Source organism: Hylemonella sp. P2_B10, from assembly GCF_056404875.1.
The window spans coordinates 607,333-629,137 of record NZ_JBFUDE010000004.1; the positions used below are offsets into that span (position 1 = coordinate 607,333).

Below are 21,805 nucleotides of genomic sequence, written 5' to 3' on the forward strand. Positions count from 1 at the left end.
GGGATTGCGAGGACGCATGAAGACCATGGCGGGCCTCTGCCACCGCATAAAATCACCCCCATGACCAAGGTATTGATGGTGTGCATGGGCAATATCTGCCGCTCGCCTATGGCGCAGATGGTCGCCCAGCACATGGCACGGTCGCTGCCAGCCGGGGGCGATGCGGGCTGGCGGCAACTGTCGTTCGATTCGGCCGGCACACATGCCCACCACATCGGCCAGGCCGCCGATCCGCGCGCCAAGGCCACCCTGGAACGCCACGGTTACAAGGTAGGCAAGGCCCGTTCACGGCGAATCACGGAAAAAGACTTCGCCCACTACGACCTGATCGTGGCCATGGACAGCGCCAATCTCAGCGCCTTGAAGCGCCTGTGTCCAACCGAGCATGCAGGCAAGCTGCACAAGCTGTTGGATTTTGCTGACGGTTTGTCAGAAACAGACGTGCCGGACCCATACTACGGCAATGAAGCAGGCTTTGAGCGTGTGCTGGATCTTTGCGAAGTGGGCGTGCGTGGCTTGCTCGGACGTCTGCAGCAGCAACGTCAAGCCCCGCAAGGCGCCGCCTGAGTGCAAGCACCGGGCATGCTGAAGCGCAGCACAATCCAGCGCACCATCGCCGTAGCGCGCCGGAAACTTGCCTGCGGCTTGGCCGTCATCCCGGCCATCTGCCTGGCTGTTATTTTCCTGCCGCTCCCGGTCATGGCCATTCCCGTGGACGAGCTGCCAGGCAATTTACCGGGCACCACGGCTGGCGAAATCACCCTGCATGTCAGTCCGGCGCAGGCAGATGCGTTGGCCATCATCGCGACCATGACCCCGGAAGACGCGCCACCAGGCGCCGATGCGCAGGAGCATGCAGCCTGGCTGGCCAACCATGAGCCTGATTTCCGCGCCATTGCAGGGATGACAAACTTGCCCAGCGACGAGGGTAGCAGCGCCGGGCTGGCCAAGAAAGTCGCCGCGATGGACCGTGGTGACACCAATGCCGCAGACAAATCCGAAAGTGACGACAACAATCTGGCCGACATTGTGGGTGTGGCGGCGTTGGCGGTGCTGGCGGTGGGTGTGATCATCCGGTACTCTGCCCGCCGTAGCCGCCGTCGGCGCAGTGGCGCCAAACCATCGGCCGCCCCTGTGGCAAGCGCAAGCAGCGGCAGACGGCGTGAGCGCGTGCGTATCCGCAAGCCCATTTGACGCCGGGCCTGCCAGTTGCCGGTTGTGGAGAACCGCCGCGCAACCAGCCCCGAAAACCAGTAACCCGTTACGCAGAGCCCTTGCCGTAATACTCACAGTACCAATGGACAAACCTGGCTACTCCGTCCTTCAGGGGCGTAGCGGGCACAAACTCAATCCATTCGCCCAGCGCCTCGGTGCTGGCATAAGTCGCCGGCACATCACCGTCCTGCATGGGCAGCAAACGCTTTTCAGCCGTCTTGCCGGTGGCCTCTTCGATACAGCCAATGAAGTCCAACAGCGGCACCGGCTGGTGGTTGCCGATATTGAACACCCGGTACGGCGCATTGCTGGTGGCCGGGTCTGCCAGCAGGGGGTCATAGCCGGGGTTTGCCGTTGCCGGCCGGTCCATCGCCCGCACCACCCCTTCAACGATGTCATCAATGTAGGTGAAATCGCGTTTCATGTCGCCGTGGTTGAACACGTCTATTGGCCGGCCTTCCAGAATAGCCTTGGTAAAGAGGAACAAGGCCATGTCCGGCCGACCCCACGGCCCGTACACCGTGAAGAAGCGCAACCCAGTGGTGGGCAAGCCGTACAAATGGCTGTAAGTGTGGGCCATCAGTTCATTGGCCTTCTTGGTCGCCGCATACAGACTGACCGGATGGTCCACGCTGTCATGCTCGGAAAATGGCATTTTCTTGTTGCCACCGTACACGCTGGAGCTGGATGCATACACCAAGTGCCGCACGCCATGGTGGCGGCAACCTTCCAGGATATTGACGAACCCCACCAGGTTGCTGTCCACGTAGGCATGCGGGTTCTTCAGCGAATACCGCACGCCGGCCTGCGCCGCCAGGTGGACCACGCGGTCAAAGCGCTCGACCTCGAACAGCTTGGCCATGCCATCCCGGTCAGCCACATCCAGCTTGGCGAAGCGAAAACCGGGCCGCGGTTGCAAGCGACGCAGGCGGCTGAGCTTGAGGTTAACGTCGTAATAGTCGTTCAGGTTATCCAGCCCCACCACCTCGTCACCGCGCTCCAACAGCCGCAGACTGGTGGCCGAGCCTATGAAACCGGCAGCGCCGGTCACCAATATTTTCATGAAGCATCTCTGTGTTGGGGACTGGCATCTATCTTACCTGCGAGGCCATCGGGCGAAGGCGGGGGTTTTGTCGTTACAGTAAGACCCCGGCGGCCAAAAACCCTGCATATCAAGAGCACACCATGAAGAAAGTCGCACTCATCACCGGCGTGACAGGCCAGGATGGCGCCTACCTGGCCGAATTCCTGCTCGCCAAGGGCTACGAGGTGCACGGCATCAAGCGCCGCGCCTCGCTGTTCAATACCGACCGCATCGACCACCTGTACCAGGACCCGCACGCGTCCAGCCGCAACTTCGTGCTGCATTACGGCGACCTGACCGACAGCAGCAACCTGATACGCATCGTGCAGCAGGTACAGCCCGACGAGATCTACAACCTGGCCGCCATGAGCCACGTGGCCGTCAGCTTTGAGACGCCAGAGTACACGGCCGACGCCGACGGTATTGGCACGCTGCGCCTGCTGGAAGCCATACGCATGCTGAAGCTGGAGAAAAAAACCCGCTTCTACCAGGCCAGCACCTCCGAGCTGTATGGCCTGGTGCAGGAAACCCCGCAAAAGGAAACCACGCCCTTCTACCCGCGCAGCCCCTACGCGGTGGCCAAGCTGTATGCCTACTGGATCACCGTCAACTACCGCGAGGCCTACGGCATCTACGCTTGCAACGGCATCCTGTTCAACCACGAAAGCCCGTTGCGCGGTGAAACCTTCGTGACGCGCAAGATCACCCAGGCGCTGGCACGCATCAAACTGGGCCTGCAGGACTGCCTGTACCTGGGCAACCTGGACGCCAAACGCGATTGGGGCCATGCCCGCGACTATGTGGAAATGCAGTGGCTGATGCTGCAACAGCCGCAGGCGGAGGACTTCGTCATCGCCACCGGCGTGCAGTACAGTGTGCGCGATTTTGTCAACGCCGCCGCCACTGAGCTGGGCATGCAGATCGGCTGGCAAGGCAGCGGTGTGGACGAGGCCGGCACAGACGCGCAGGGCCGCGCCATCGTCAAGGTCGACCCGCACTACTACCGCCCCACCGAGGTGGAATCCCTGCTGGGCGACGCCAGCAAGGCCAAGACCAAGCTGGGCTGGGTGCCCAAAACCTCCTTCAAGGAGCTGGTGGCCGAGATGGCGCGCGCCGATCTGCAAGCCGCCCAGCGCGACGCGCTGGTGAAACAGCACGGCTACGCCGCCTACAACGCCCAGGATTGATGCAGCGATGATGGAGCATGACGCCCGCATCTACGTGGCCGGCCACCGTGGCCTGGTGGGCTCGGCCATCGTGCGCGCATTGCAAGCAAGCGGCCATCACGAGTTGCTGACCCGTACGCACGCCGAGCTGGACCTGACCGACCAGGCTGCAACCCAAGCTTTCTTTGCGCAACACAGGCCTGACTATGTTTTCCTGGCCGCCGCCAAGGTGGGCGGCATCCTGGCCAACAACAGCTATCCCGCAGAATTCATCCGTGACAACCTGGCCATGCAGACGCACGTGCTGCACGCAGCCTGGCAAGCCGGTGTGAAACGGCTGGTGTTTCTGGGCTCCAGCTGCATCTACCCCAAGCTGGCGCCGCAGCCGCTGAAGGAGGAGTACCTGCTGACCGGCCCGCTGGAGCCCACCAACCGCCCCTATGCATTGGCCAAGATCGCCGGCATAGAAATGTGCTGGAGCTACAACCGCCAGTACGGCACGCGCTTTCTGGCCGCCATGCCCACCAACCTGTATGGCCCCGGCGACAACTACCACCCGGACAACAGCCACGTGATCCCGGCACTCTTGCGCAAATTCCACGAAGCCAAGCTGGCCCAAAGCCCTGAGGTGGTGGTGTGGGGCAGTGGCACGCCGCTGCGCGAGTTCATGTACAGCGACGACATGGCCCAGGCCTGCGTGTTCCTGATGAGCCTGCCGGATACGCAGTACGACCGGCTGCTGGGCAGCGACGAAACCAAAACCGGCCGGTTCGAGCCACCGCTGATCAACATCGGCGTCGGCCACGACCTCAGCATCGCCGACTTGGCGCGCACCGTGCAGGATGTGGTGGGCTACAGCGGGCAGATCGTGTTCGACCGCAGCAAGCCCGACGGCACGCCGCGCAAGCTGATGGACGTGTCGAAGTTGACAGGCCTGGGCTTCACGGCGACAACCGATCTGCGCCAGGGCTTGAAGCAAGCCTACGCTGAATTCCAGCGCCAGCAGACCGCTGGCTAAGCCGGCATCAGGCCGCTGACAAATTCAGGCGCTCGCAGATCGCCAGCGTGGCGGCAGCCTGGTTCATGGTGTAGAAGTGAAAGCCCGGTGCGCCACCGGCGCGCAGTTGTTCACACAGGCTGGTCACCACGTCCAGGCCAAAGGCCTTGATGGATTCGCTGTCGTCGCCATAGGCTTGCAGGCGCAGGCGTATCCAGCGCGGAATTTCGGCGCCGCAGGCGTCGCTGAAGCGCATCAGCTGCGTGGAACTGATGATCGGCATGATGCCCGGAACCACCGGCACATCCAACCCCAGCGCATCCACCTGCTCGACAAAATCAAAGTAGGCGTCGGCGTTGTAGAAGTACTGCGTGATGCCGCTGTTGGCGCCCGCTCTCACCTTGGTCGCAAAGGCCTGCAGGTCAGCCTGCGGCGACTTGGCCTGCGGGTGCACCTCGGGGTAGGCAGCCACCTCGATGTGGAAATCGCTGCCGGTCTCGGCGCGTATGAAGGCGACCAGGTCGCTGGCGTAGTGGAATTCACCACCGGCGCCGTAGCCACTGGGCAGGTCGCCGCGCAAGGCCACCAGCCGGCGCACGCCCATCGCCTTCAGCGTGGCCAATTGCTCGCGCAGGCTGGCCTGGGTGGCGCCTATGCAGGAAAAATGCGACGCCGCATCCACCCCCTCGGCCAGGATGTCGCGCACGGCGGTGAAGGTTCCACTCTGTGTGGAGCCGCCGGCGCCATAGGTCACCGAGCAAAAGTCCGGCTTCAGCACATACAGCTGCTGGCGCACCTTGGCCAGCTTGCCCACGCCCTCAGGCGTCTTTGGCGGAAAAAACTCAAAGCTCAAAGGCAGGGAGGAACTCATATCAACTCCAGCGCTTTCTATTCAGTGTCTTTTGACTGCATGGATGAAGAACTCGCGGTTGCCATCGCCACCCTCAATGGGTGAGTCGAACCAGTCCAACACCGTCAGCCCCAAATCGGCGCAGGCATCGCGCAGCCGTTGCTCCACCAGCGGGTACATGGCGACATCCTTGACGATGCCGCCCTTGCCCACCTGGCCGGGCTGCAGTTCGAACTGCGGCTTGACCAATGTCAGCAGATGACCGCCGATCTTCAAAAAGGGCACCACCGCCGGCAACACCAGCGTCTGCGAGATGAAGGACAAGTCGCCCACGACCAGATCGAACTCAGGGGACCAATCGACGTCCGCGTCGCCTTCAGCACCCTCAAAGTGTGCGTAAGCGGGCATCAGGTCATCGACCGTCAGGTTGCGGGCGTTGACGGCTTCCACCGCCACCACCCGCACGTCCTCACGCAATTGCGGGTGCAGTTGCGCGCTGCCCACGTCCACACCCACCACCAGGGCCGCGCCCTGTTGCAGCAAGCAGTCAGTGAAGCCGCCGGTGGACTGGCCCAGGTCCAGACACCGCCAGCCCTGCACATGCAGGCCAGCAGCCTTCAGCGCAGCTTCCAGTTTCAGCCCGCCGCGCGACACGTAACGCGCCTCGGCATCGTCCAGCAGTTGGATGTCGGCGTCGTCCGGCACCTCGTCGCCATTCTTGGCAACCTTCTTCCAGACGTCGCCGTTGCGCCACTGCACCCCACCCGCGATCAGGCGCTGGGCCTGGGAGCGGGTGCTGGCCAGTTGGCGCGCCACCAGCAGTTGGTCGATCCGCATCAGTCGCCGCCGGGCCGCCCCAAGGCGACTGCGGCCCCCTTTGGGGGCAGCGAGTACACGCAAGTGACGAGCGTGGGGGCCATCAATAGCGGTAGGTATCAGCCTTGTACGGGCCTTGTTTGGGCACGCCGATGTACTCGGCCTGCTCGTCGCTCAGTTCGGTCAGCATGGCGCCGACCTTCTTCAGGTGCAAGCGGGCCACTTTTTCATCCAGATGCTTGGGCAGCACATAGACCTTGCCCACGTCATAGGCGTCGCTGTGGCAGAACAACTCGATCTGCGCGATGGTCTGGTTGGCGAAGCTGGACGACATCACGAAACTGGGGTGACCGGTGCCGCAGCCCAGGTTCACCAGCCGGCCCTTGGCCAGCAGGATGATGCGCTTGCCGTCCGGGAAGATGATGTGGTCGACCTGCGGCTTGATTTCTTCCCACTCGTACTTTTCAACCGAGGCAATGTCGATCTCGTTGTCGAAGTGGCCGATGTTGCAGACGATGGCCTGGTTCTTCATCTTGACCATGTGGTCGTGCGTGATGACCGACTTGTTGCCGGTGCAGGTGACGAAGATGTCGGCCTTGTCGGCGGCGTAGTCCATGGTGACGACCTTGTAGCCTTCCATCGCGGCTTGCAGCGCGTTGATGGGGTCGATCTCGGTCACCCACACCTGGGCGCTCAGGGCGCGCAGGGCCTGGGCCGAGCCCTTGCCCACGTCGCCGTAGCCGGCCACCAGGGCCACCTTGCCGGCGATCATCACGTCGGTGGCGCGCTTGATGCCGTCCACCAGCGACTCGCGGCAACCGTACAGGTTGTCGAACTTGCTCTTGGTCACGCTGTCGTTGACGTTGATGGCGCGGAACAGCAGCGTGCCCTTGACGCTCATTTCGTTCAGGCGGTGCACGCCGGTGGTGGTTTCTTCCGTCACGCCGATGATCTGGGCGCTCTTGCGGCTGTACCAGGTCGGGTCCACCGCCAGCTTGGCCTTGATGGAGGCGTACAGGCAGGTTTCTTCCTCGCTGGTGGGGTTGTTCAGCAACGAGGCGTCTTTTTCAGCCCGCTTGCCCAGGTGCATCAGCAGCGTGGCGTCGCCACCATCGTCCAGGATCATGTTCGGGCCTTCGCCTTCAGAGCCCTTGGGGCCAAAGTCGAAAATGCGGTGCGTGTAGTCCCAGTAGTCGGTCAGGTTCTCGCCCTTGTAGGCGAACACCGGCGTGCCGGTGGCCACCAGCGCGGCGGCGGCGTGGTCCTGCGTGGAGAAGATGTTGCACGAGGCCCAGCGCACTTGCGCGCCCAGTGCCTGCAAGGTTTCCACCAGCACGGCCGTTTGAATGGTCATGTGCAGCGAACCGGTGATGCGCGCACCCTTCAGCGGTTGCTTGGGGGCGAATTCTTCGCGGATGGCCATCAGGCCGGGCATTTCGGTTTCGGCAATGCGCAATTCCTTGCGGCCCCAGGCGGCCAGCGACAGGTCGGCAATGACGTAATCTTGTTCAGTGGTGGATTTGAGAACAGCACTCATGGAAGGCTCCAAAACAAAGTTGAGGGCCACTGAACTCGCGTACGGGAGCTTGAGGGAGCCTCACCACACGCGATTCAGTGGGTGAGCGCAGTTAGAAACAAAGGTTGTTTCCGAGCCTCGCCCCCGGCGTCCATGCCTGGGGGTTGCAGCGCTCCTCGGAGAGCTGCAATTATAGCGAGGCCGGCCACGCCCGGTGTGCATTCTTTGGCAAAGGTCTGGAAAGTCGTTTAAAATCAAGGGGATGCGCACGTCACCCCCCTGACTTTCCGGCAAAGCCATTGCCCGCCACTGCGGCTGGGCAGGCACGCCTTGCCTGCGCTCCCCCGGGAAACCCATTCCCTGGCTGGTTCGCAGCGCCCGCCCCACCCCGGCCCCGAGACCCTGGGCCACCGCGACACGAACAGGACCTGATCTTGAGCTTTGAAACCGAAACCCGGCGCCGCCGGACCTTTGCCATCATCTCCCACCCCGACGCGGGTAAAACGACGCTGACGGAAAAGCTGTTGCTGTTCTCCGGTGCCATCCAGATCGCCGGCAGTGTCAAGGCGCGCAAGGCCACCCGCCACGCCACCAGCGACTGGATGGAAATCGAGAAGCAGCGCGGCATCTCGGTGGCCAGCTCGGTGATGCAGATGTTGTACCGCGAGCACGTGATCAACCTGCTGGACACGCCCGGCCACAAGGACTTCTCGGAAGACACCTACCGCGTGCTGACCGCTGTGGATTCCGCGCTGATGGTGATCGACGCCGCCAACGGCGTGGAAGCGCAGACGCGCCGGCTGATCGAGGTTTGCCGCCAGCGCGACACGCCCATCATCACCTTCGTCAACAAGATGGACCGCGAGGTGCGCGACCCCATCGTGCTGCTGGACGAGATCGAGGCCGAGCTGGGCATGCCCTGCGTGCCCATGACCTGGCCGGTGGGCCAGGGCAAGGGTTTCGGCGGCATCGTCAACCTGCGCACGCGGGAGATGAAGGTGTTTGAATCCGGCTCCGACCGCCGCCCGCAGGACTTCGACACCATCCCCATGACCGAACTGGCCACATTGCGCGCGCGCTTCGGCCAGGATTTCGAACTGGCTGAGCAGAACATCGAGCTGGTGGCCGGCGCCGCCCCGGCGTTCGACCGCGAGGCCTTCCTGGCCGGCAAGCAGACGCCGGTGTTCTTTGGCTCCGGTGTCAACAACTTCGGTGTGATGGAGGTGCTGGACGCGCTGGTGGACCTGGCGCCCTCGCCGCGCCCGCGCACCAGCTCGCTGCTGGTCAACAAGCAGCCGGTGGTGAAAGAGATCAAACCGGAAGACGAAGCCTTCTCCGGCGTGGTGTTCAAGGTGCAGGCCAACATGGACCCGTCGCACCGCGACCGCATTGCCTTCGTGCGCATGTGCTCGGGCAAGTACACGCCGGGCATGAAGCTGAAGGTGCAGCGCACCGCCAAAGAACTGCGCCCGACCTCGGTGGTGACTTTCATGAGCCAGCGCCGCGAGGCGGTGGAAGAGGCCTATGCCGGCGACATCGTGGGCTTCACCACGCACGGCGGCGTGCAGCTGGGCGACACCGTCACCGACGGTTCGCTGGCGCTGCAGTACACCGGCCTGCCGTTCTTCGCGCCCGAGTTGTTCATGACCGTGGTGCTGCGCAACCCGCTGCGCACCAAACAGCTGCAGCAAGGCCTGGCCCAGCTGGGTGAGGAAGGCGCCATCCAGGTGTTCCGCCCCGAGATGGGCGGCAACATGCTGCTGGGCGCGGTGGGCCAGCTGCAGTTTGAAGTGGTTCAACACCGGCTGAAGGGCGAGTACGACGCCGACATCAAGCTGGAATCCAGCCAGTACACCGGCGCACGCTGGATCACCGCCGACACCCCCGCCGAGCTGAAGGCGTTTTGCGACGCCTACCCGGCGCGCATGGCGCGCGACGCCGCGGACACGCTGGCCTACCTGTGCACCTCACCCTACGACGTGCGGCTGGCGCAGGAGCGCTTTCCCAAGATCCATTTCCACCCGCTGCGCGAGCACGCCGGGCTGGCGCTGCAGTCGGCCGGTTGAACCAGTACCGCGGGGACAGCCAGCGCAACGGGCAGCGCGCGAAGCCTGCGTAACGAACTGTAAAGCCGGCGGTGTATGCCACGTGCGTGCCGCGCATCACTCCTACAATTTGGCCAATGCGCGCGGGCCGGGCCTTGAGCTCTTTGTGGGTGCTGATACGAGCCGGCTCGCCAGTCCTGGCCGTGGCCTGGCTGGCCGGCTGCGCCGCCGTGGCCATCGCGCCAGCGGTTCCTATCGCCAACGGCGCGCGCGAGGACAAGATCAACATCTCGCTGGACGAAGCCACGCTGACGCCTGCCGTGCGCAACACCTTGTTGCGCGCCAAGCGGGTGGGCCTGGTGGTCAGCGAGCCCTGGGCCATCAAGCTGGCCGACCTTCTGGAGGCGCGCGGCGGCTACTCGCTAGCCATCGAACGCCCCAAGGCGAAGGTCAGCGAGATGACGGCCACCGAAAGGCGCGAGACGCTGCACGGCATGTGCGGCGCAGGCAGGCGGACAGACATCGCCGTACTGGGGCGGATAACCCGGGTGCAGACCGGCAACGCCTCGATGGCCACGCTGACCGGGCGCACCAGCATCAAGAACAGTTGGAGCCTGGACATTCTGTCCTGCCGCAGCCACACCACACAGACGGTGGGCGGAGGCTTTGACTTGGACGTGTCCACCGCCAACGCCAAATCACCGGCGGAGTTGGATGAGAAGATGGGTGTGGCGCTGGCGGACAAGGTGCTGATGGCACTGGGCAAGTAGCACGCCTGCCTTGGCGCCTCTCGCACCGCCTCGTGACGTGCTAGGGGCTGCTGGCAGCCAAAATGAGTCGACGCAACTCGTAGCGGCGCCGGTTCACAAAGCGCTTGAGGGCATTGGAGTTGTAGATGTCCACGAAACGAAATCCGGCACACTTCAGGCGGTGCGTCAGGTGGGCCTCCAGCAGGATCATCTTGGCCTTGTCGCGCAGGAAGGCGAAATTCTCTTCGGTATAGGGCGTCCGCCTGCTGTGCGGCCAGCGGCCCACTCCTGCTGGCTGTGACGCGCCCAGCCATTGGTTGAAAAAAGCGTTGAATTGGCGGGCCTTAGGGTGCACGAACAAAGACGGGCCGAAACGCTGCGCCAGGTAGGCGCTGAAATCCACGTCACCCAGCACACCGCCCACCGCCTGCAGGTGCTGAAAGCGGATGGCGACGAAATACGTGGCCAGTTGCTCGCCGACACGCCGGCCGAACACCCGCAGGCCGCTGAGGTCATTGATGATGGGCCCAAGTGCGACCTTCGACCCGAAGTCCACGTTGCCCAGCCGAAGCACGCCGTTGTCCATGGCCAGGCGCAGCAGCCGGTCGCTGCGGAAGATGGTGTCGTTGGTCAGCACCACCACGTCATCGGCACGTGGCTCCAGGTGCGCCTGGTAGTGCGCCAGGCCCTCCTCCCAGGCGCTGAACTCGCGCAAGGTGTTGCTGCCGTACAGGCTGGCCTCGGCCTGGCAGGGCGGGAACGCCCCCTGCGGCAGGTTCTGCACGAAGATCACCTGGGCGGCGTCACCGTAGCGTTGGCGAAAAGCATGGAAAAACGGCTGTTCCCTGTCGAAGCCTGCGCCACCATACATGGCATGGACCAGGATGTAGCGCACCGCCGCGCCGTTGCCGGGAGACTGTCCAGTGCTCATGGGCGTTTGCGGGTCAGGTAGTCCATCACTGTGGACTCCAGGCCTTCCGGTCGGCCCACCAGGCGCCATGTCAGGAAGGCCCAGACTGCGTAGGACGACACACCGACCACCACGCCCACCACGATGTCGACGATGGCGAGCTGGAAGTGGGGCGTGACGCTGGTCACCAGCGCATACATCAGACCGCCACCCACCCAGGGCCGTGCCAAGCCAGCCAACACCGCTGCTGGACGCAGGCCGCACAGCCTGCGGGTGGAGTACAGCGCGAACGTGAAGCCGCTGACATTGCCCAGCATGCGAGCCCAGACCAGGCCCATCAGGAAATGCCCCGGCACCAGCAGCAAGGCCGCGCTGGCGAACACCACAAACTCCAGCCACACCTGGTAGCTGTGCACGCGCGTGTGCCCATGCAGTATCAGCAGTGTGTTCAACGGGCCGGCCATGATCTGCAAGGTGCCGGCCACGGCGAAAGCGGCAACGAAGGGCGCGGCTTCCGCCCAGTTGGCACCCAGCACCAGCGCGGTGGCTTGCGTGGCCAGCGCGGCAAAGCCCAGACCCAGCGGCACCGTGATGGTGTTGACGGCCGTGATGGCCTTGACGACCGCCTGGTTGGTGCGATGCACGTCGTCCTTGATGGTGGACAGCACCGGCAGGAAGGCACGCAGCAGCGCCGGTCCGATTTCCCCTGTGGGCATGGTACCCAGGTCGGCGCCCACGTTGTAGCGTCCGAAGTCGCCGCTGCCGCCCAGCCGCGCGGCAACCAGCTCGTCGCTCTTGCGCAGCACGAACCCCCCCATGCCGGACAGCATCAGCCACTTGGTGACCGACCAGATCTCGCGCATGTGGCTGGTGCTCCAGCGCGGCCGGTACGGATGCATCCGGTAGCTCAACACCATGGTCAGCACGTAGCTTGCCGCGATGCCAGTGACCAACGCCCGATAGTCGCGGAAATAGAGCCCCGACAGCACGGTGGCCAGGACGCCGATGATTTTGCCCGCCACCGCGAGCCTGTAGGTGCGCGAAAAGTCGAAGGTCTTTTGCGCCAGCACGAAGCCCACGTTGTCGGCGCAAGCCAGCGCCACCGACACGGCCAGCACCCACAGCACCGGCTGCACGCGTGGCTCGTTGAAGTAAGCCGCCGCGAACGGCGCCGCCGCGAACAGCAACAAGCCCACCACCACCCCCTCGATCACACTCAGCGACCAGGCAGAATTGATCTCATCCTCCGACACCTCGCCCTTGCGCAGCAGCGCCGTGGAAGCGCCGAAGTCCACCATCGCCTGTATCAGGCCCACCACCAGCATGGCCATGGCCACGATGCCGTAGTCGCTGGGCAGCAGCAGCCGGGCCATGATGACGGTGTTCAGGAAGCCAAGACCCTTGAGCGACCAGCGCATCGCGATGTGCCACATGGCACCGCGTATCAGGATGGCCTTGGGCTGTCCTATCGGGCTCATAGCTGGGTATAGAACGCTTGCAGGGCGGAAATCATCCGCGCTTGTGACAGATGTGCCAGCGCATGCGCGCGCGCCGCCGCGCTGCGCGCGGCGCGCGTGTCGGCATCGGTGTGGGCAAAATCGCGCAGCGCGTCGCCCCACACGTCCAGGGTATTCAGCGGCAACAAGGTGGCGGCCGTGGCCTGGCCGAAGCACTCCATGAACACCGGGTGGTCGGGCACGAAGACTGGCAAGCCGCAAGACAGGGCCTCGCTGGTGGCCAGCGGGAAACCTTCATTGGCCTTGCTGGTGCTCAGGTAGGCGTCGGCGGCGTTGAACACGCCCCGCGTGTCAGGCACCTGGCCCAGCAACAGCAGCCGGTCTTGCAGTTGCAGCGCCTGGGCCTGCTGCTGCAACGCTTGCTGTTCGGGACCGCTGCCCACCATGGCCAGCTTGATGCGGGACTGGCGCAGCTGCGGCAACGCCAGCAGATCCAGCGCCAGCTGCGGATTCTTCATGGTCGACAAACGGCCGCACCATACCAGCAGGCAATCGGTATCGGTCAGGTTCAGCTGCGCGCGCCAGGTCGCGCGTGCCTGAACGTCCGGGGCGTAAGTCTGGGTGTCTATGCCGTTGTGCACCACCTGGATGTTCAGGTGTCGGCAGGCTTGGCCATAGACGTCCTGGAAGCTTTGTTTCGCCATACCGGACACAGCGTAAGCGCCCACCGCACCCGCCAGGGCTTCGTCCAGCAGCGCGCGCAACTCAGGGCTGAACGTGCGCGGCGGGTAGGTGACGTGCAGACCCAGCACAAAGGGGATTTTTTGCCGTGCCAGCTCCAATGCGCGCGTCATGCCCTCGGTGGTCCAGGTGGACACCACATGGGCCAGGTCAAAGCCCTGGCCGCGGATGCCACCACGGCTCAGCGCCGGCAGCGAACGCCAGGGCCAACCAGTCTGCTCCCGCTCGATGAATTTGTAAGGGTTCCAGCGATGCAGCGTGCCACCGGCCTGCAGAATGCGCGGATGCCACAGCACCGCCTGCGGGAAGCTCGGTGCGGCCACCTGAACCTCCCAGCCCAGCCCACGCAGTGCCTGCACCTCCTGCACCATGCGCGCTTCAGCGCCGCCAAGCGCTCCGGACTGGGATGTGACGAGGACTTTCATGCTAGCCACCCACCAGTGTCTGCACTGCAGCCGCCAGGGTGGCGCGAAAGCCCGCCTGGTTGGCCAGGAAGGCAATGCGGGCGCGTTCACCCATCGCGCGCCGCTGCGCCAGCGGCAGTTGCAGGCAGGTGGCCATTCGCGCTTGCAGATCCTCGGGGCTGACGAAGAACCGCTCACCCTGGCTCAAGACTTCCTTGCGGGCATAACTGGCCAGCAGCCCGAAATCCGGCCGCACCAACTCGTTCATGGGCGGCGCGTCCACGGTGATCACCACCGCCTGGGTGGACAGGCCTTCGGCAATGTAGTGGCCAAAGCCTTCCGCCTCGGAAGGACAGAGGTGGATACCGCGCTCATTCATGTGCGTCACCAGCTCTTCTTGCGTCAGGCTGCCCACGCGAAGCTGGATGTTGTGACAAGCATATTTCTGAAAATCCGGGTTGTTGGACACAACCAGCAACTCGGGCCAGTCCGGGTTGGCGGCCCAAACCTTCAGCAGCGTGTGGGTGCCTTTCAGGGGGCTGCGGCCAGCGACGTGGATGGCGCGGCCGTAGTCTTTGGCGACGCCGGGCCGATAAAGGTCCGCGGAGGTGAAGCCAATGTAGCGGGTCTTGAAGCCCAACCCGCTGAAGATGCCCTCAGCATATCGGCTCTTGCACCAGATTTCCGCGCATGCCGCCATATGCTGCAGCAGGTTGCCGCGTACCCACTCCTGGTTGGGAATCAGCACACACGCCTTGCCGGTGCCCACCCAGCCGAGCGGCAGGCTTTCGGAGAAGATGGTCAAAGCACTGCCATAGCGGGTGTGGGCGACCAGCTTGCGCAGCCAGCGCCGATGCGGCAAATGCAGGTTCCGGAGCCGCGAGATATGCGTGCTCACCGTCCACTGCGGGCTCAGAGCGGCGGCCAACACCTCAGCGTCGCGAACCAGGCCGGGGGTTCCCCCTGTGACGATATCTATGCGCTTGTCTTTCATGGCGAGTCACCCATTCTCGCCGCAAGTCTCCCTGGAACACCCAAAAAAACCGACGCCCCGCCTTACAACGCGCCCACGCCGCTCAACACCAGCTTGAGCTTCACCTGCACCTCGTTGGCCACCAGCGAGATGTCTTTCCAGTCGCCATCGCCAATCTTGAACTCCAGCCGCTTGATGACGAAGCTGCCGCTGGCGGTGGTGTTGCCGCCGGATTGCACCAGGCTGATCGGCACCGTCACATCACGGCTGTTGCCCTTGATGGTCAGCTTGCCCGTGATGTCGAATTTGCCAGGCCCACTGGCCTTGATGCTGCTGCTCTGGAAAGTGGCCTGCGGAAAGGCCTTGGTATTGAACCACTCGGCCTTGACCACCTCGGCCTCCAGCTCGGGTGCGCCCAACGAGGCGCTGGCCAGGTCCACCGTGAAAGCGATTTTGCTGGTTTCCGGCTTCTTCGGGTCGAAGGCCAGCTGGGCGTCGAATTTCCTGAAGTGCCCCTCCACCGTGGCGCCCATCTGCTTGCTGACGAAGGCGATGTCACTCTGCGCCGGCACCAGCTTTTGCTGGGCGAAGCTGGCGCCAGCAGCCAGCGCCAGTGCGGCCAGCAAGACGGATTGCACCAAGGGCTTCATGGTCAGGATTCTTTCGGGGTTATGAGCGGGCGGGCCACATGCGCGACAACAGGCCATCGCGATCCACCCAATGGTGCTTCAGCGCGGCGGCCACATGCAGCAGCACCAGCGCCGCCAGCGTGAAGGCCAGGTAACCGTGCCAGGGCTTGATGGCCTGCGCCAACGCCTTGTCGGCCGGCACGAAATCGGGCAGCGGAATCAGCCCGAACAGCGCGACGGGCAAGCCCGCCGCCGAACTGTAGGCCCAGCCCACCAGAGGGACGGCAAAAAACAGCAGGTACAGCGTGGCGTGCACGGCATGCGCCGCGCTCAGTTGCCAGGCCGGGCCAGGCAGGTCGGGCGGGGGTGGGTGGCGCAGGCGCCACAGCAGCCGCAATGCCGACAACGCCAGGATGCAGATGCCGGTCCACTTGTGCCAGTTGAACAGCTTCAGGCGCTGGGGTGAAAACGGCAGGTCAGCCATGTACACGCCCACACTGAATGCGCCCACGATCAGCAGCGCCAGCAGCCAGTGCAAGGCCATGGCCGTGCGGCTGTAACGCTGGTCACCGCCGGCGGCCATCGCTTACTTGGGCGAGCCGGTGGACACCGCGGACACGTTGGTGGACTTGGCCGGAACGGTCGCTCGCCAGGACTTGATGGCGTTCAGCGTGTTGGCCACGTGCTTGGCCGGGTTCAGGCTGGTGTATTGGTAGATGATCTTGCCATCCGGCGCGATCACGTAGGACACCCGGTTGGCGTAGTCAGGACGCGAGGCCAGCACCGCGTCGTAGGACTTCATGATGCTCTGATCGGCATCGGACGCCACCGCAAACTTGCCCTGGCACACGCTGGCAGAGAATTTCTTCTGCGTCTCGATGTCGTCGCGTGACACGCCGATGACGGTCGCACCCAGTGCCTTGAAGCCGTCTATGGCCTCGGCAAACTCGTGCGCCTCCATGCTGCAGCCCTCGGAAAACGAGGCTGGAAAAAAGTACACCACCACCGGGCCGCGGCCCAGGTTTTCGGCCAGGGAAAAGCTCACCACCTGCCCGGCCACCGCAGCCTGTGCGGTAAACTTTGGCGCCGACTCACCGATGTCCAGGGCCGCAGTCGCCGCATGACTGGCCAGCCCCAACAGTGCGGTTGCCAAAAGGTTTGACCATGTTTTCATCGCTATCCCCCGGTGCAAGCCCCTGCCAGGTGGGCCCGTCAGCAACGCAGTTTAGCGAAAACAGGGGTTCCCGTGCGTCACCGGGGTCTTTGCTGTGCTGGCTGGGCCTGTTGTTGTTGACATTGTGGCTGACTGGCTGCGCCACCCCGCTGCCCCGGGTGGACCGCAAGGCGATTGAATCCGAAGCCATCGAGGCGTCCGACAAGACCACGCTGGGCCGCATTGCGGCCTTGTCCCAACCTGAGAAAGACCAGTCCGGCGTCCGCCTGATGCCGCTGGGCACCTTCTCGCTGGACACCCGCGTGCAGCTGGCGCGTCGCGCAGAGGCCACGCTGGACGTGCAGTACTACCACATCGCCAACGACGAGACCGGCCGCTGGTTCCTGCGTTCGCTGCGCGACGCCGCCCAGCGCGGCGTGCGCGTGCGCCTGCTGATTGACGACCTGTACACCGGCGGCGAGGACTGGCTGTTCCTGGGCCTGGCGGCCCACAAGAACGTGGAAGTGCGGGTGTTCAACCCGTTTTGCTGCGCGCGCGAGCATGGGCAGGCCACGCGCTTCCTGAGCTCGTTCGGCGAGATCGGGCGCGTCAACCACCGCATGCACAACAAGATGTTCATGGCCGACGGCGCCATGGCCATCATCGGCGGGCGCAACGTGGCCAACGAGTATTACCTGCGTGGCATGTCGGACAACTTCATTGATGTCGACGCCTTCGTGGTGGGCGCCGTGCTGCCCGCCATGGAAGCGCTGTTTGACCGTTACTGGAACAGCGACACGGTGTACCCGTACAAAAGCGTGGCCCGCAGCGACCAGACCGATGAGCAGTTGCGCGCGCGCTTCGAAATGGAAACCGGGCCTCTGAAGACCCCCGCGCCAGCCCCGCTGCCCAGCAACGACATCCTGGGCTACGGCCCGCTGGCCGACGATCTGGACGCCGGTCGCCTGGGCCTGCACTGGGGCACCGCCTATGTGTTCGCCGATCACCCGGACAAACCGTTCGAGAGCTCTTCGGGCGCCGAACTGCTGGAGACCAGCGTCACCTACAACGTGCTGGAGGCGCTGGCGCAGGCCAAGCACGAGATCGTGGGATCCTCCCCCTATTTCGTGCCAGGCGAGCGCGGCATGGCCTTCATCAAGAAGCTGCGCGACAAGGGCGTCAAGCTCACCATCATGACCAACTCGCTGGGCTCCACCGACGAGCCCATCGTGCACACCGGCTACAGCCGCTACCGGGAGCAGATGCTGAAACTGGGCGTGGACCTGTATGAAATCAGTTCCAGCCGGGTCAAGGGCAACAAGCGCCAGTTCCTGTTCGGCTCGTCGCTGGGGCGGCTGCACGCCAAGGTGTTCGTGATGGACAAAAAGCGCGTCTTCATCGGCTCCATGAACCTGGACCCGCGCTCGGCCTCCATCAACACCGAGTTCGGCGCCGTCATCGACAGCCCGGAAATCGCCCGGGAACTGAACCGCATCATCGACATCGACCGCTTGCAGAGCGCTTACCGCGTGCGCCTGAAACCCAATGGCAGCGGCTTGCAATGGCTGAGCATGGACGACGACAAGGAGTTGCTGCTGGATGTCGAACCCGACACCTCATTCTGGACACGCTTCAAGTCCTGGGTGTTCAGCGCCTTCGTACCGGAACAGGAACTCTGAGCAAGTGGTATTCGCATGATCCATATCCGCCACCTCGACCACCTGGTGTTGCGCGTGACCGACCTGCCGGCGATGCTGGCGTTTTACTGCGGTGTGCTGGGCTGCACGGTGGAGCGCCGCCAGGACGAGATCGGCCTGGTGCAGCTGCGCGCCGGCAGCGCGCTGCTGGACCTGGTGCCGGTGGACGGCAAGCTGGGCCGCATGGGCGGTGCACCCCCTCGGCGCGAAGCGCACAACCTGGACCACTTCTGCTTCCGGCTGGATCCGTTCGACGAGGCGGCCATACGCCGGCACCTGCAGGCCGCTGGCATTGAGGCGGGCGAGACCAGTTCGCGCTACGGTGCCGAAGGCGAGGGCCCGTCTATCTACCTCCAGGATCCGCAAGGCAACACGGTGGAGCTCAAGGGTCCGCCCTGGCCCCCTGCCTGAAGTCGCTGCCTACTGCAGCCGAGTGCGCTCGGCGTGTCCTCGACGCCAGGTTGCGGGTGGCGACCCGAATTCGCGGCGAAATGCGCGGCTGAAGGCCGTGTCCGTCTGGTAGCCCACATCCTGGGCGATGCTGGTCATCGAAGCGCTGCTGCTGCGCAGCAGGTTGGAGGCCAGCAGCATGCGCCACTGGGTCAGGTACTGGATGGGGGAACTGCCCACCAGCAGCATGAAGCGCTCAGCCAACACGGAGCGCGAGGCGCCGGCCGTGCGTGCGAGTTCATCCAGCGTCCAGGCGCGGGCGGGGTCCTTGTGCAAGGCATTCAGCGTGGCGCCGACGATGCGGTCCCCCACCCCGGCAAGCCAGCCCCGACGTCCTTCGACTTGCTCGTTCACGTACAGTCGCAGCACCTCAATGAACAGCACTTCCGCCAATTTGTCCAGCACCCCGGCACCGCCGGGCCGGGGCGAGCGCGCTTCGGCCAACGCATAGCGCACCGAGGCTTCCAGCCAAGCACCGGCATTGGAGCCACGCACATTGACCCTGATCATGCGTGGCAGCCCGGTCAGCAATAAGCGGCCCAACCGGGCATCGCAGGCCATGTAACCGCAGACCAGGCGGGTGGTGGCGCCGCCGCCGCCAAAGCTCAGTTGGCGCGGCCGACGGGTCAGCACCTCGTCCAGCCGGCGGCTGTGCGTCGGCACCAGGCCCGGCTGGGAGCTCATGCCATGCGCATCACCTTGCGGGAACACCACCACGTCGCCGGCAATCAGGTGCACGGGCGGCTCGCCGTCCATCGCCACATGGCATTCGCCTTCCGTGATCAGGTGGTAGATCACCACCCGTTCCGCGCCGGGGTGCAGCACCGGCGCCGCCATATCGGCACAGGGTGATTGGTAACCCCAGGGCGCGGTGAAGCGGGCATTGATGAAGATGGCACCTGCCAGGCGCACCACCCGCAGCGTTTCCGACAAGGCGTCCATGCTGGTGGCCTAGGTTTCAACGTGCACGGTGATCGTCGCCGCGTGGCCGACGACCCCCAGCGCCGGTGAGCGCCGGCAGCCCTCGTCCACCAGGTCGCGTAACACTTGCTCAGGCACACCCACGGCGGCGATGCGCACCAGGAAAGTCAATTCCACCGGCGCCGGGGAGACGGTCTGGCCATCGGCACCCTTCATGCCAAGAAAGCCACGCGCGTCTGAACGGCTGCTGACCAGCAGCCGCAGGCTGGTCAGCTCCACCCCCCGCAATGCGGCGTGCATGGCGATGGTGGTGGCCGTGCACGACGCCATGCCGGCCCTGAACAGCCAACCGGGTGTCGTGTACGCGCCGCCGCCGCCCGCTTCCACCGCCATGTCCGACGGAATCTGCGTGCCGTTGGCGTGGCAAGCCAGCATGCCGGTGCCCCCGGTCCAGCGCGCCTCGGCCGGCGCGTCGTCATGCACGGCGATCTCGGGGCGCCGTGCCAGGACGCTCTCCATGCGCTGCAAGGCCGCCGCCACATCCCTGGTTGCCATCTGCGCTTTCTCCGGCTTCATGGTGAAGCGTCAGATTCTGAAGACTTTGGCGGCTATGGGCAAGGTGCGCGACGCCTGAAAAACCGGCCGTCGGACGCTTGGGCAGGAACGCCGGACGCCGGGTTGCCCCAAGGCAATCTCCCCTCCGACAAGCGGACGCATGGGCAAGGACGGCCGACACAGGGACAGGACTGCATGCTGCTGCGGCTCTCACAATGCACTGGCACGGGCAGGGCCTGGTGGTCGCCAACCACGCTGCGCCGTTGCCCCACCTAAACCCTGATCACGACCACATGGACGACAGACTGCAACGGCGCATTCAACGCTACGGCTGGGACCTCGCTGCCGCCACTTACGAGCCGCTTTGGGCGGCACAGCTGGCCACCGCGCAGGCAGCGCTGATGAAAGCGGCCGCGCTGGCAACTGGCGAGCGGGTGCTGGATGTGGCCTGCGGCACCGGCCTGGTGACGCTGGAGGCGGCGCACGCGGTAGGCCCCTTGGGACAGGTCACGGGCATAGACCTGTCCGGGCGCATGGTGGAAGCCACACAGCGGCAGGCCGCGCTTCAGCAGTTGCCCAACCTGCAGGTTGCCCGCATGGACGCGCAGGCGTTGGCGCTGCCGGACGCCAGCTTTGACGTTGTGGTGTGCGCATTGGGGTTGATGTACATGCCGGACCCGGCACAGGCGCTGCGCGAAATGCGGCGCGTGCTGCGGCCCGGTGGCCGGCTGGCCATCGCGGTCTGGGGGGAGCGCGCCAACTGCGGCTGGTCCCCGGTGCTGGCGATTGTCGACGCGGAGGTCAGATCGGAAGTCTGCCCGTTGTTCTTTCGCCTGGGCCAGCAAGACAGCTTGGCACGCCTGTGCGGCGACATGGGCTTTGTGGCCGTGCGGCAGCAACGCCTGGCCGCAACGTTGGCCTACGCCAGCGCCGACGCAGCCTGCGATGCCGCGTTTTTGGGCGGGCCTGTGGCGCTGGCATGGTCACGCTTTGACGCTGCGGCCCGGGCACGCACACGCCAGCGGTACTTGGCAGCCATTGCGCCATGGCGGCAGGATGGCGGCTACCAACTGCCGGGCGAATTCGTCGTTGCGTCAGCGCTGGTTGCCAGACCGGCCGTGGCCACCGACTGATCCGCCTGGCATAAACCAGGCCAACCAGCCACCCCGGATCAAAGCCGATGGCGGCTGGCTGCTGGCAGCGCCCACTACAGGCGCTTGACGCCGGTCAGGTAACCGACCAGCAGGCCATCGGCGTACAACGCGCCTTCAGGCGCGCCCGCCTCGGCATAGAACTCCATCACGGTGGCGCGCACCACCCTATCCTGGCGCTTCCTTTCGGCAGCAGCCAGTTGCCGGGCCATGCGGGCCAGCATCGCGCTGGCGAAGCGCAGCAGCACGGCCGCCACCAGGCGGGGCGTCCTGGCGCGCGGGGTTTCAACGTAGGGACGGTACGTCCAGGGCATGTTCTTGACCAT

23 protein-coding genes and 1 riboswitch are annotated in these 21,805 nt (G+C 64.7%); of the genes, 9 read left to right on the plus strand and 14 right to left on the minus strand.

Going from position 1 to position 21,805, the window contains the following annotated elements; genetic code table 11:
- Window positions 1-60 precede the first annotated feature (60 nt).
- Window positions 61-567, plus strand: coding sequence for a low molecular weight protein-tyrosine-phosphatase (locus tag AC1DX2_RS20620; protein ID WP_477198272.1), 507 nt, complete (start codon window positions 61-63; stop codon window positions 565-567).
- Window positions 568-582: 15 nt separating this feature from the next.
- On the plus strand, window positions 583-1,194 hold the full coding sequence (locus AC1DX2_RS20625; RefSeq protein WP_477198273.1) for a hypothetical protein: 612 nt from the start codon (window positions 583-585) through the stop codon (window positions 1,192-1,194).
- A 67-nt stretch (window positions 1,195-1,261) separates the two neighbouring features.
- Here AC1DX2_RS20625 and AC1DX2_RS20630 read toward each other — a convergent pair whose 3' ends face one another.
- On the minus strand, window positions 1,262-2,278 hold the full coding sequence (locus AC1DX2_RS20630; protein ID WP_477198274.1) for an NAD-dependent epimerase: 1,017 nt from the start codon (window positions 2,276-2,278) through the stop codon (window positions 1,262-1,264).
- A 122-nt stretch (window positions 2,279-2,400) separates the two neighbouring features.
- Between AC1DX2_RS20630 and gmd the strand changes: the two genes are divergently transcribed.
- Window positions 2,401-3,486: a GDP-mannose 4,6-dehydratase gene (gene gmd, locus AC1DX2_RS20635; RefSeq protein WP_477198275.1), complete on the plus strand. Its 1,086-nt coding sequence runs from the start codon at window positions 2,401-2,403 to the stop codon at window positions 3,484-3,486.
- Between the two features lie 10 nt (window positions 3,487-3,496).
- A complete protein-coding gene (locus AC1DX2_RS20640; RefSeq protein WP_477198390.1) occupies window positions 3,497-4,483 on the plus strand; it encodes a GDP-L-fucose synthase family protein in 987 nt (328 codons plus the stop codon).
- 7 nt (window positions 4,484-4,490) lie between these two features.
- Here the strand turns inward: AC1DX2_RS20640 and metF are convergent, their stop codons facing one another.
- From metF to ahcY, 3 genes are all read right to left on the minus strand, one after another.
- Window positions 4,491-5,333, minus strand: coding sequence for a methylenetetrahydrofolate reductase [NAD(P)H] (metF, locus tag AC1DX2_RS20645; RefSeq protein ID WP_477198276.1), 843 nt, complete (start codon window positions 5,331-5,333; stop codon window positions 4,491-4,493).
- Window positions 5,334-5,354: 21 nt separating this feature from the next.
- Window positions 5,355-6,149: a TlyA family RNA methyltransferase gene (locus tag AC1DX2_RS20650; protein WP_477198277.1), complete on the minus strand. Its 795-nt coding sequence runs from the start codon at window positions 6,147-6,149 to the stop codon at window positions 5,355-5,357.
- 82 nt (window positions 6,150-6,231) lie between these two features.
- On the minus strand, window positions 6,232-7,665 hold the full coding sequence (ahcY, locus tag AC1DX2_RS20655; RefSeq protein ID WP_477198278.1) for an adenosylhomocysteinase: 1,434 nt from the start codon (window positions 7,663-7,665) through the stop codon (window positions 6,232-6,234).
- Window positions 7,666-7,741: 76 nt separating this feature from the next.
- Window positions 7,742-7,828, minus strand: a riboswitch (S-adenosyl-L-homocysteine riboswitch).
- A 250-nt stretch (window positions 7,829-8,078) separates the two neighbouring features.
- Here ahcY and AC1DX2_RS20660 point away from each other — a divergent pair.
- Both AC1DX2_RS20660 and AC1DX2_RS20665 read left to right on the plus strand, forming a co-directional pair.
- Window positions 8,079-9,710, plus strand: coding sequence for a peptide chain release factor 3 (locus AC1DX2_RS20660; RefSeq protein ID WP_477198279.1), 1,632 nt, complete (start codon window positions 8,079-8,081; stop codon window positions 9,708-9,710).
- A gap of 134 nt (window positions 9,711-9,844) precedes the next feature.
- Window positions 9,845-10,459 carry a hypothetical protein gene (locus tag AC1DX2_RS20665; RefSeq protein ID WP_477198280.1) on the plus strand — a complete coding sequence of 205 codons (615 nt, stop codon included), beginning with the start codon at window positions 9,845-9,847 and terminating at the stop codon, window positions 10,457-10,459.
- Window positions 10,460-10,499: 40 nt separating this feature from the next.
- Here the strand turns inward: AC1DX2_RS20665 and AC1DX2_RS20670 are convergent, their stop codons facing one another.
- The 7 genes from AC1DX2_RS20670 to AC1DX2_RS20700 all read right to left on the minus strand — a co-directional run bounded on the left by AC1DX2_RS20670 (window position 10,500) and on the right by AC1DX2_RS20700 (window position 16,726).
- Window positions 10,500-11,369, minus strand: coding sequence for a hypothetical protein (locus AC1DX2_RS20670; protein ID WP_477198281.1), 870 nt, complete (start codon window positions 11,367-11,369; stop codon window positions 10,500-10,502).
- Window positions 11,366-12,826, minus strand: a complete 1,461-nt coding sequence (locus AC1DX2_RS20675; protein ID WP_477198282.1) for an oligosaccharide flippase family protein — start codon at window positions 12,824-12,826, stop codon at window positions 11,366-11,368. The genes AC1DX2_RS20670 and AC1DX2_RS20675 overlap by 4 nt, the downstream gene beginning before the upstream one ends.
- Window positions 12,823-13,971 carry a glycosyltransferase family 4 protein gene (locus AC1DX2_RS20680; RefSeq protein ID WP_477198283.1) on the minus strand — a complete coding sequence of 383 codons (1,149 nt, stop codon included), beginning with the start codon at window positions 13,969-13,971 and terminating at the stop codon, window positions 12,823-12,825. The genes AC1DX2_RS20675 and AC1DX2_RS20680 overlap by 4 nt, the downstream gene beginning before the upstream one ends.
- A gap of 1 nt (window position 13,972) precedes the next feature.
- Window positions 13,973-14,944, minus strand: coding sequence for a glycosyltransferase (locus AC1DX2_RS20685; protein WP_477198284.1), 972 nt, complete (start codon window positions 14,942-14,944; stop codon window positions 13,973-13,975).
- 62 nt (window positions 14,945-15,006) lie between these two features.
- A complete protein-coding gene (locus tag AC1DX2_RS20690; protein WP_477198285.1) occupies window positions 15,007-15,573 on the minus strand; it encodes a YceI family protein in 567 nt (188 codons plus the stop codon).
- 19 nt (window positions 15,574-15,592) lie between these two features.
- Window positions 15,593-16,135: a cytochrome b gene (locus AC1DX2_RS20695; protein ID WP_477198286.1), complete on the minus strand. Its 543-nt coding sequence runs from the start codon at window positions 16,133-16,135 to the stop codon at window positions 15,593-15,595.
- 3 nt (window positions 16,136-16,138) lie between these two features.
- On the minus strand, window positions 16,139-16,726 hold the full coding sequence (locus AC1DX2_RS20700) for a peroxiredoxin (protein WP_477198287.1): 588 nt from the start codon (window positions 16,724-16,726) through the stop codon (window positions 16,139-16,141).
- A 110-nt stretch (window positions 16,727-16,836) separates the two neighbouring features.
- Here AC1DX2_RS20700 and AC1DX2_RS20705 point away from each other — a divergent pair, with 110 nt between their 5' ends.
- Window positions 16,837-18,384 (plus strand): phospholipase D-like domain-containing protein, encoded by a 1,548-nt coding sequence (locus tag AC1DX2_RS20705; RefSeq protein ID WP_477198288.1) that lies wholly within the window; start codon window positions 16,837-16,839, stop codon window positions 18,382-18,384.
- Window positions 18,385-18,399: 15 nt separating this feature from the next.
- Window positions 18,400-18,813, plus strand: coding sequence for a VOC family protein (locus AC1DX2_RS20710; RefSeq protein ID WP_477198289.1), 414 nt, complete (start codon window positions 18,400-18,402; stop codon window positions 18,811-18,813).
- A 9-nt stretch (window positions 18,814-18,822) separates the two neighbouring features.
- Here the strand turns inward: AC1DX2_RS20710 and AC1DX2_RS20715 are convergent, their stop codons facing one another.
- Together AC1DX2_RS20715 and AC1DX2_RS20720 are read right to left on the minus strand one after the other, a co-directional pair.
- The gene (locus AC1DX2_RS20715) at window positions 18,823-19,794 is read right to left on the minus strand and encodes an AraC family transcriptional regulator (RefSeq protein ID WP_477198290.1); all 972 of its coding nucleotides are present in this window, start codon (window positions 19,792-19,794) and stop codon (window positions 18,823-18,825) included.
- A 9-nt stretch (window positions 19,795-19,803) separates the two neighbouring features.
- Window positions 19,804-20,328, minus strand: a complete 525-nt coding sequence (locus tag AC1DX2_RS20720; protein ID WP_477198291.1) for an OsmC family protein — start codon at window positions 20,326-20,328, stop codon at window positions 19,804-19,806.
- A gap of 293 nt (window positions 20,329-20,621) precedes the next feature.
- On the opposite strand from AC1DX2_RS20720, the gene AC1DX2_RS20725 reads away from it, so the two are divergent.
- A complete protein-coding gene (locus AC1DX2_RS20725) occupies window positions 20,622-21,461 on the plus strand; it encodes a class I SAM-dependent methyltransferase (RefSeq protein ID WP_477198292.1) in 840 nt (279 codons plus the stop codon).
- A gap of 74 nt (window positions 21,462-21,535) precedes the next feature.
- On the opposite strand, the gene AC1DX2_RS20730 is transcribed toward AC1DX2_RS20725, so the two are convergent.
- A complete protein-coding gene (locus AC1DX2_RS20730) occupies window positions 21,536-21,805 on the minus strand; it encodes a hypothetical protein (RefSeq protein WP_477198293.1) in 270 nt (89 codons plus the stop codon).

Coding starts and splice junctions, on each gene's coding strand:
- AC1DX2_RS20620 (WP_477198272.1), top strand. CDS start 61: ATGACCAAGGTATTGATGGTGTGCATGGGCAATATCTGCCGCTCGCCT.
- AC1DX2_RS20625 (WP_477198273.1), top strand. CDS start 583: ATGCTGAAGCGCAGCACAATCCAGCGCACCATCGCCGTAGCGCGCCGG.
- AC1DX2_RS20630 (WP_477198274.1), bottom strand. CDS start 2,278: ATGAAAATATTGGTGACCGGCGCTGCCGGTTTCATAGGCTCGGCCACC.
- gmd (WP_477198275.1), top strand. CDS start 2,401: ATGAAGAAAGTCGCACTCATCACCGGCGTGACAGGCCAGGATGGCGCC.
- AC1DX2_RS20640 (WP_477198390.1), top strand. CDS start 3,497: ATGGAGCATGACGCCCGCATCTACGTGGCCGGCCACCGTGGCCTGGTG.
- metF (WP_477198276.1), bottom strand. CDS start 5,333: ATGAGTTCCTCCCTGCCTTTGAGCTTTGAGTTTTTTCCGCCAAAGACG.
- AC1DX2_RS20650 (WP_477198277.1), bottom strand. CDS start 6,149: ATGCGGATCGACCAACTGCTGGTGGCGCGCCAACTGGCCAGCACCCGC.
- ahcY (WP_477198278.1), bottom strand. CDS start 7,665: ATGAGTGCTGTTCTCAAATCCACCACTGAACAAGATTACGTCATTGCC.
- AC1DX2_RS20670 (WP_477198281.1), bottom strand. CDS start 11,369: ATGAGCACTGGACAGTCTCCCGGCAACGGCGCGGCGGTGCGCTACATC.
- AC1DX2_RS20675 (WP_477198282.1), bottom strand. CDS start 12,826: ATGAGCCCGATAGGACAGCCCAAGGCCATCCTGATACGCGGTGCCATG.
- AC1DX2_RS20680 (WP_477198283.1), bottom strand. CDS start 13,971: ATGAAAGTCCTCGTCACATCCCAGTCCGGAGCGCTTGGCGGCGCTGAA.
- AC1DX2_RS20685 (WP_477198284.1), bottom strand. CDS start 14,944: ATGAAAGACAAGCGCATAGATATCGTCACAGGGGGAACCCCCGGCCTG.
- AC1DX2_RS20690 (WP_477198285.1), bottom strand. CDS start 15,573: ATGAAGCCCTTGGTGCAATCCGTCTTGCTGGCCGCACTGGCGCTGGCT.
- AC1DX2_RS20695 (WP_477198286.1), bottom strand. CDS start 16,135: ATGGCCGCCGGCGGTGACCAGCGTTACAGCCGCACGGCCATGGCCTTG.
- AC1DX2_RS20700 (WP_477198287.1), bottom strand. CDS start 16,726: ATGAAAACATGGTCAAACCTTTTGGCAACCGCACTGTTGGGGCTGGCC.
- AC1DX2_RS20710 (WP_477198289.1), top strand. CDS start 18,400: ATGATCCATATCCGCCACCTCGACCACCTGGTGTTGCGCGTGACCGAC.
- AC1DX2_RS20715 (WP_477198290.1), bottom strand. CDS start 19,794: ATGGACGCCTTGTCGGAAACGCTGCGGGTGGTGCGCCTGGCAGGTGCC.
- AC1DX2_RS20720 (WP_477198291.1), bottom strand. CDS start 20,328: ATGGCAACCAGGGATGTGGCGGCGGCCTTGCAGCGCATGGAGAGCGTC.
- AC1DX2_RS20725 (WP_477198292.1), top strand. CDS start 20,622: ATGGACGACAGACTGCAACGGCGCATTCAACGCTACGGCTGGGACCTC.
- AC1DX2_RS20730 (WP_477198293.1), bottom strand. CDS start 21,805: ATGGTCAAGAACATGCCCTGGACGTACCGTCCCTACGTTGAAACCCCG.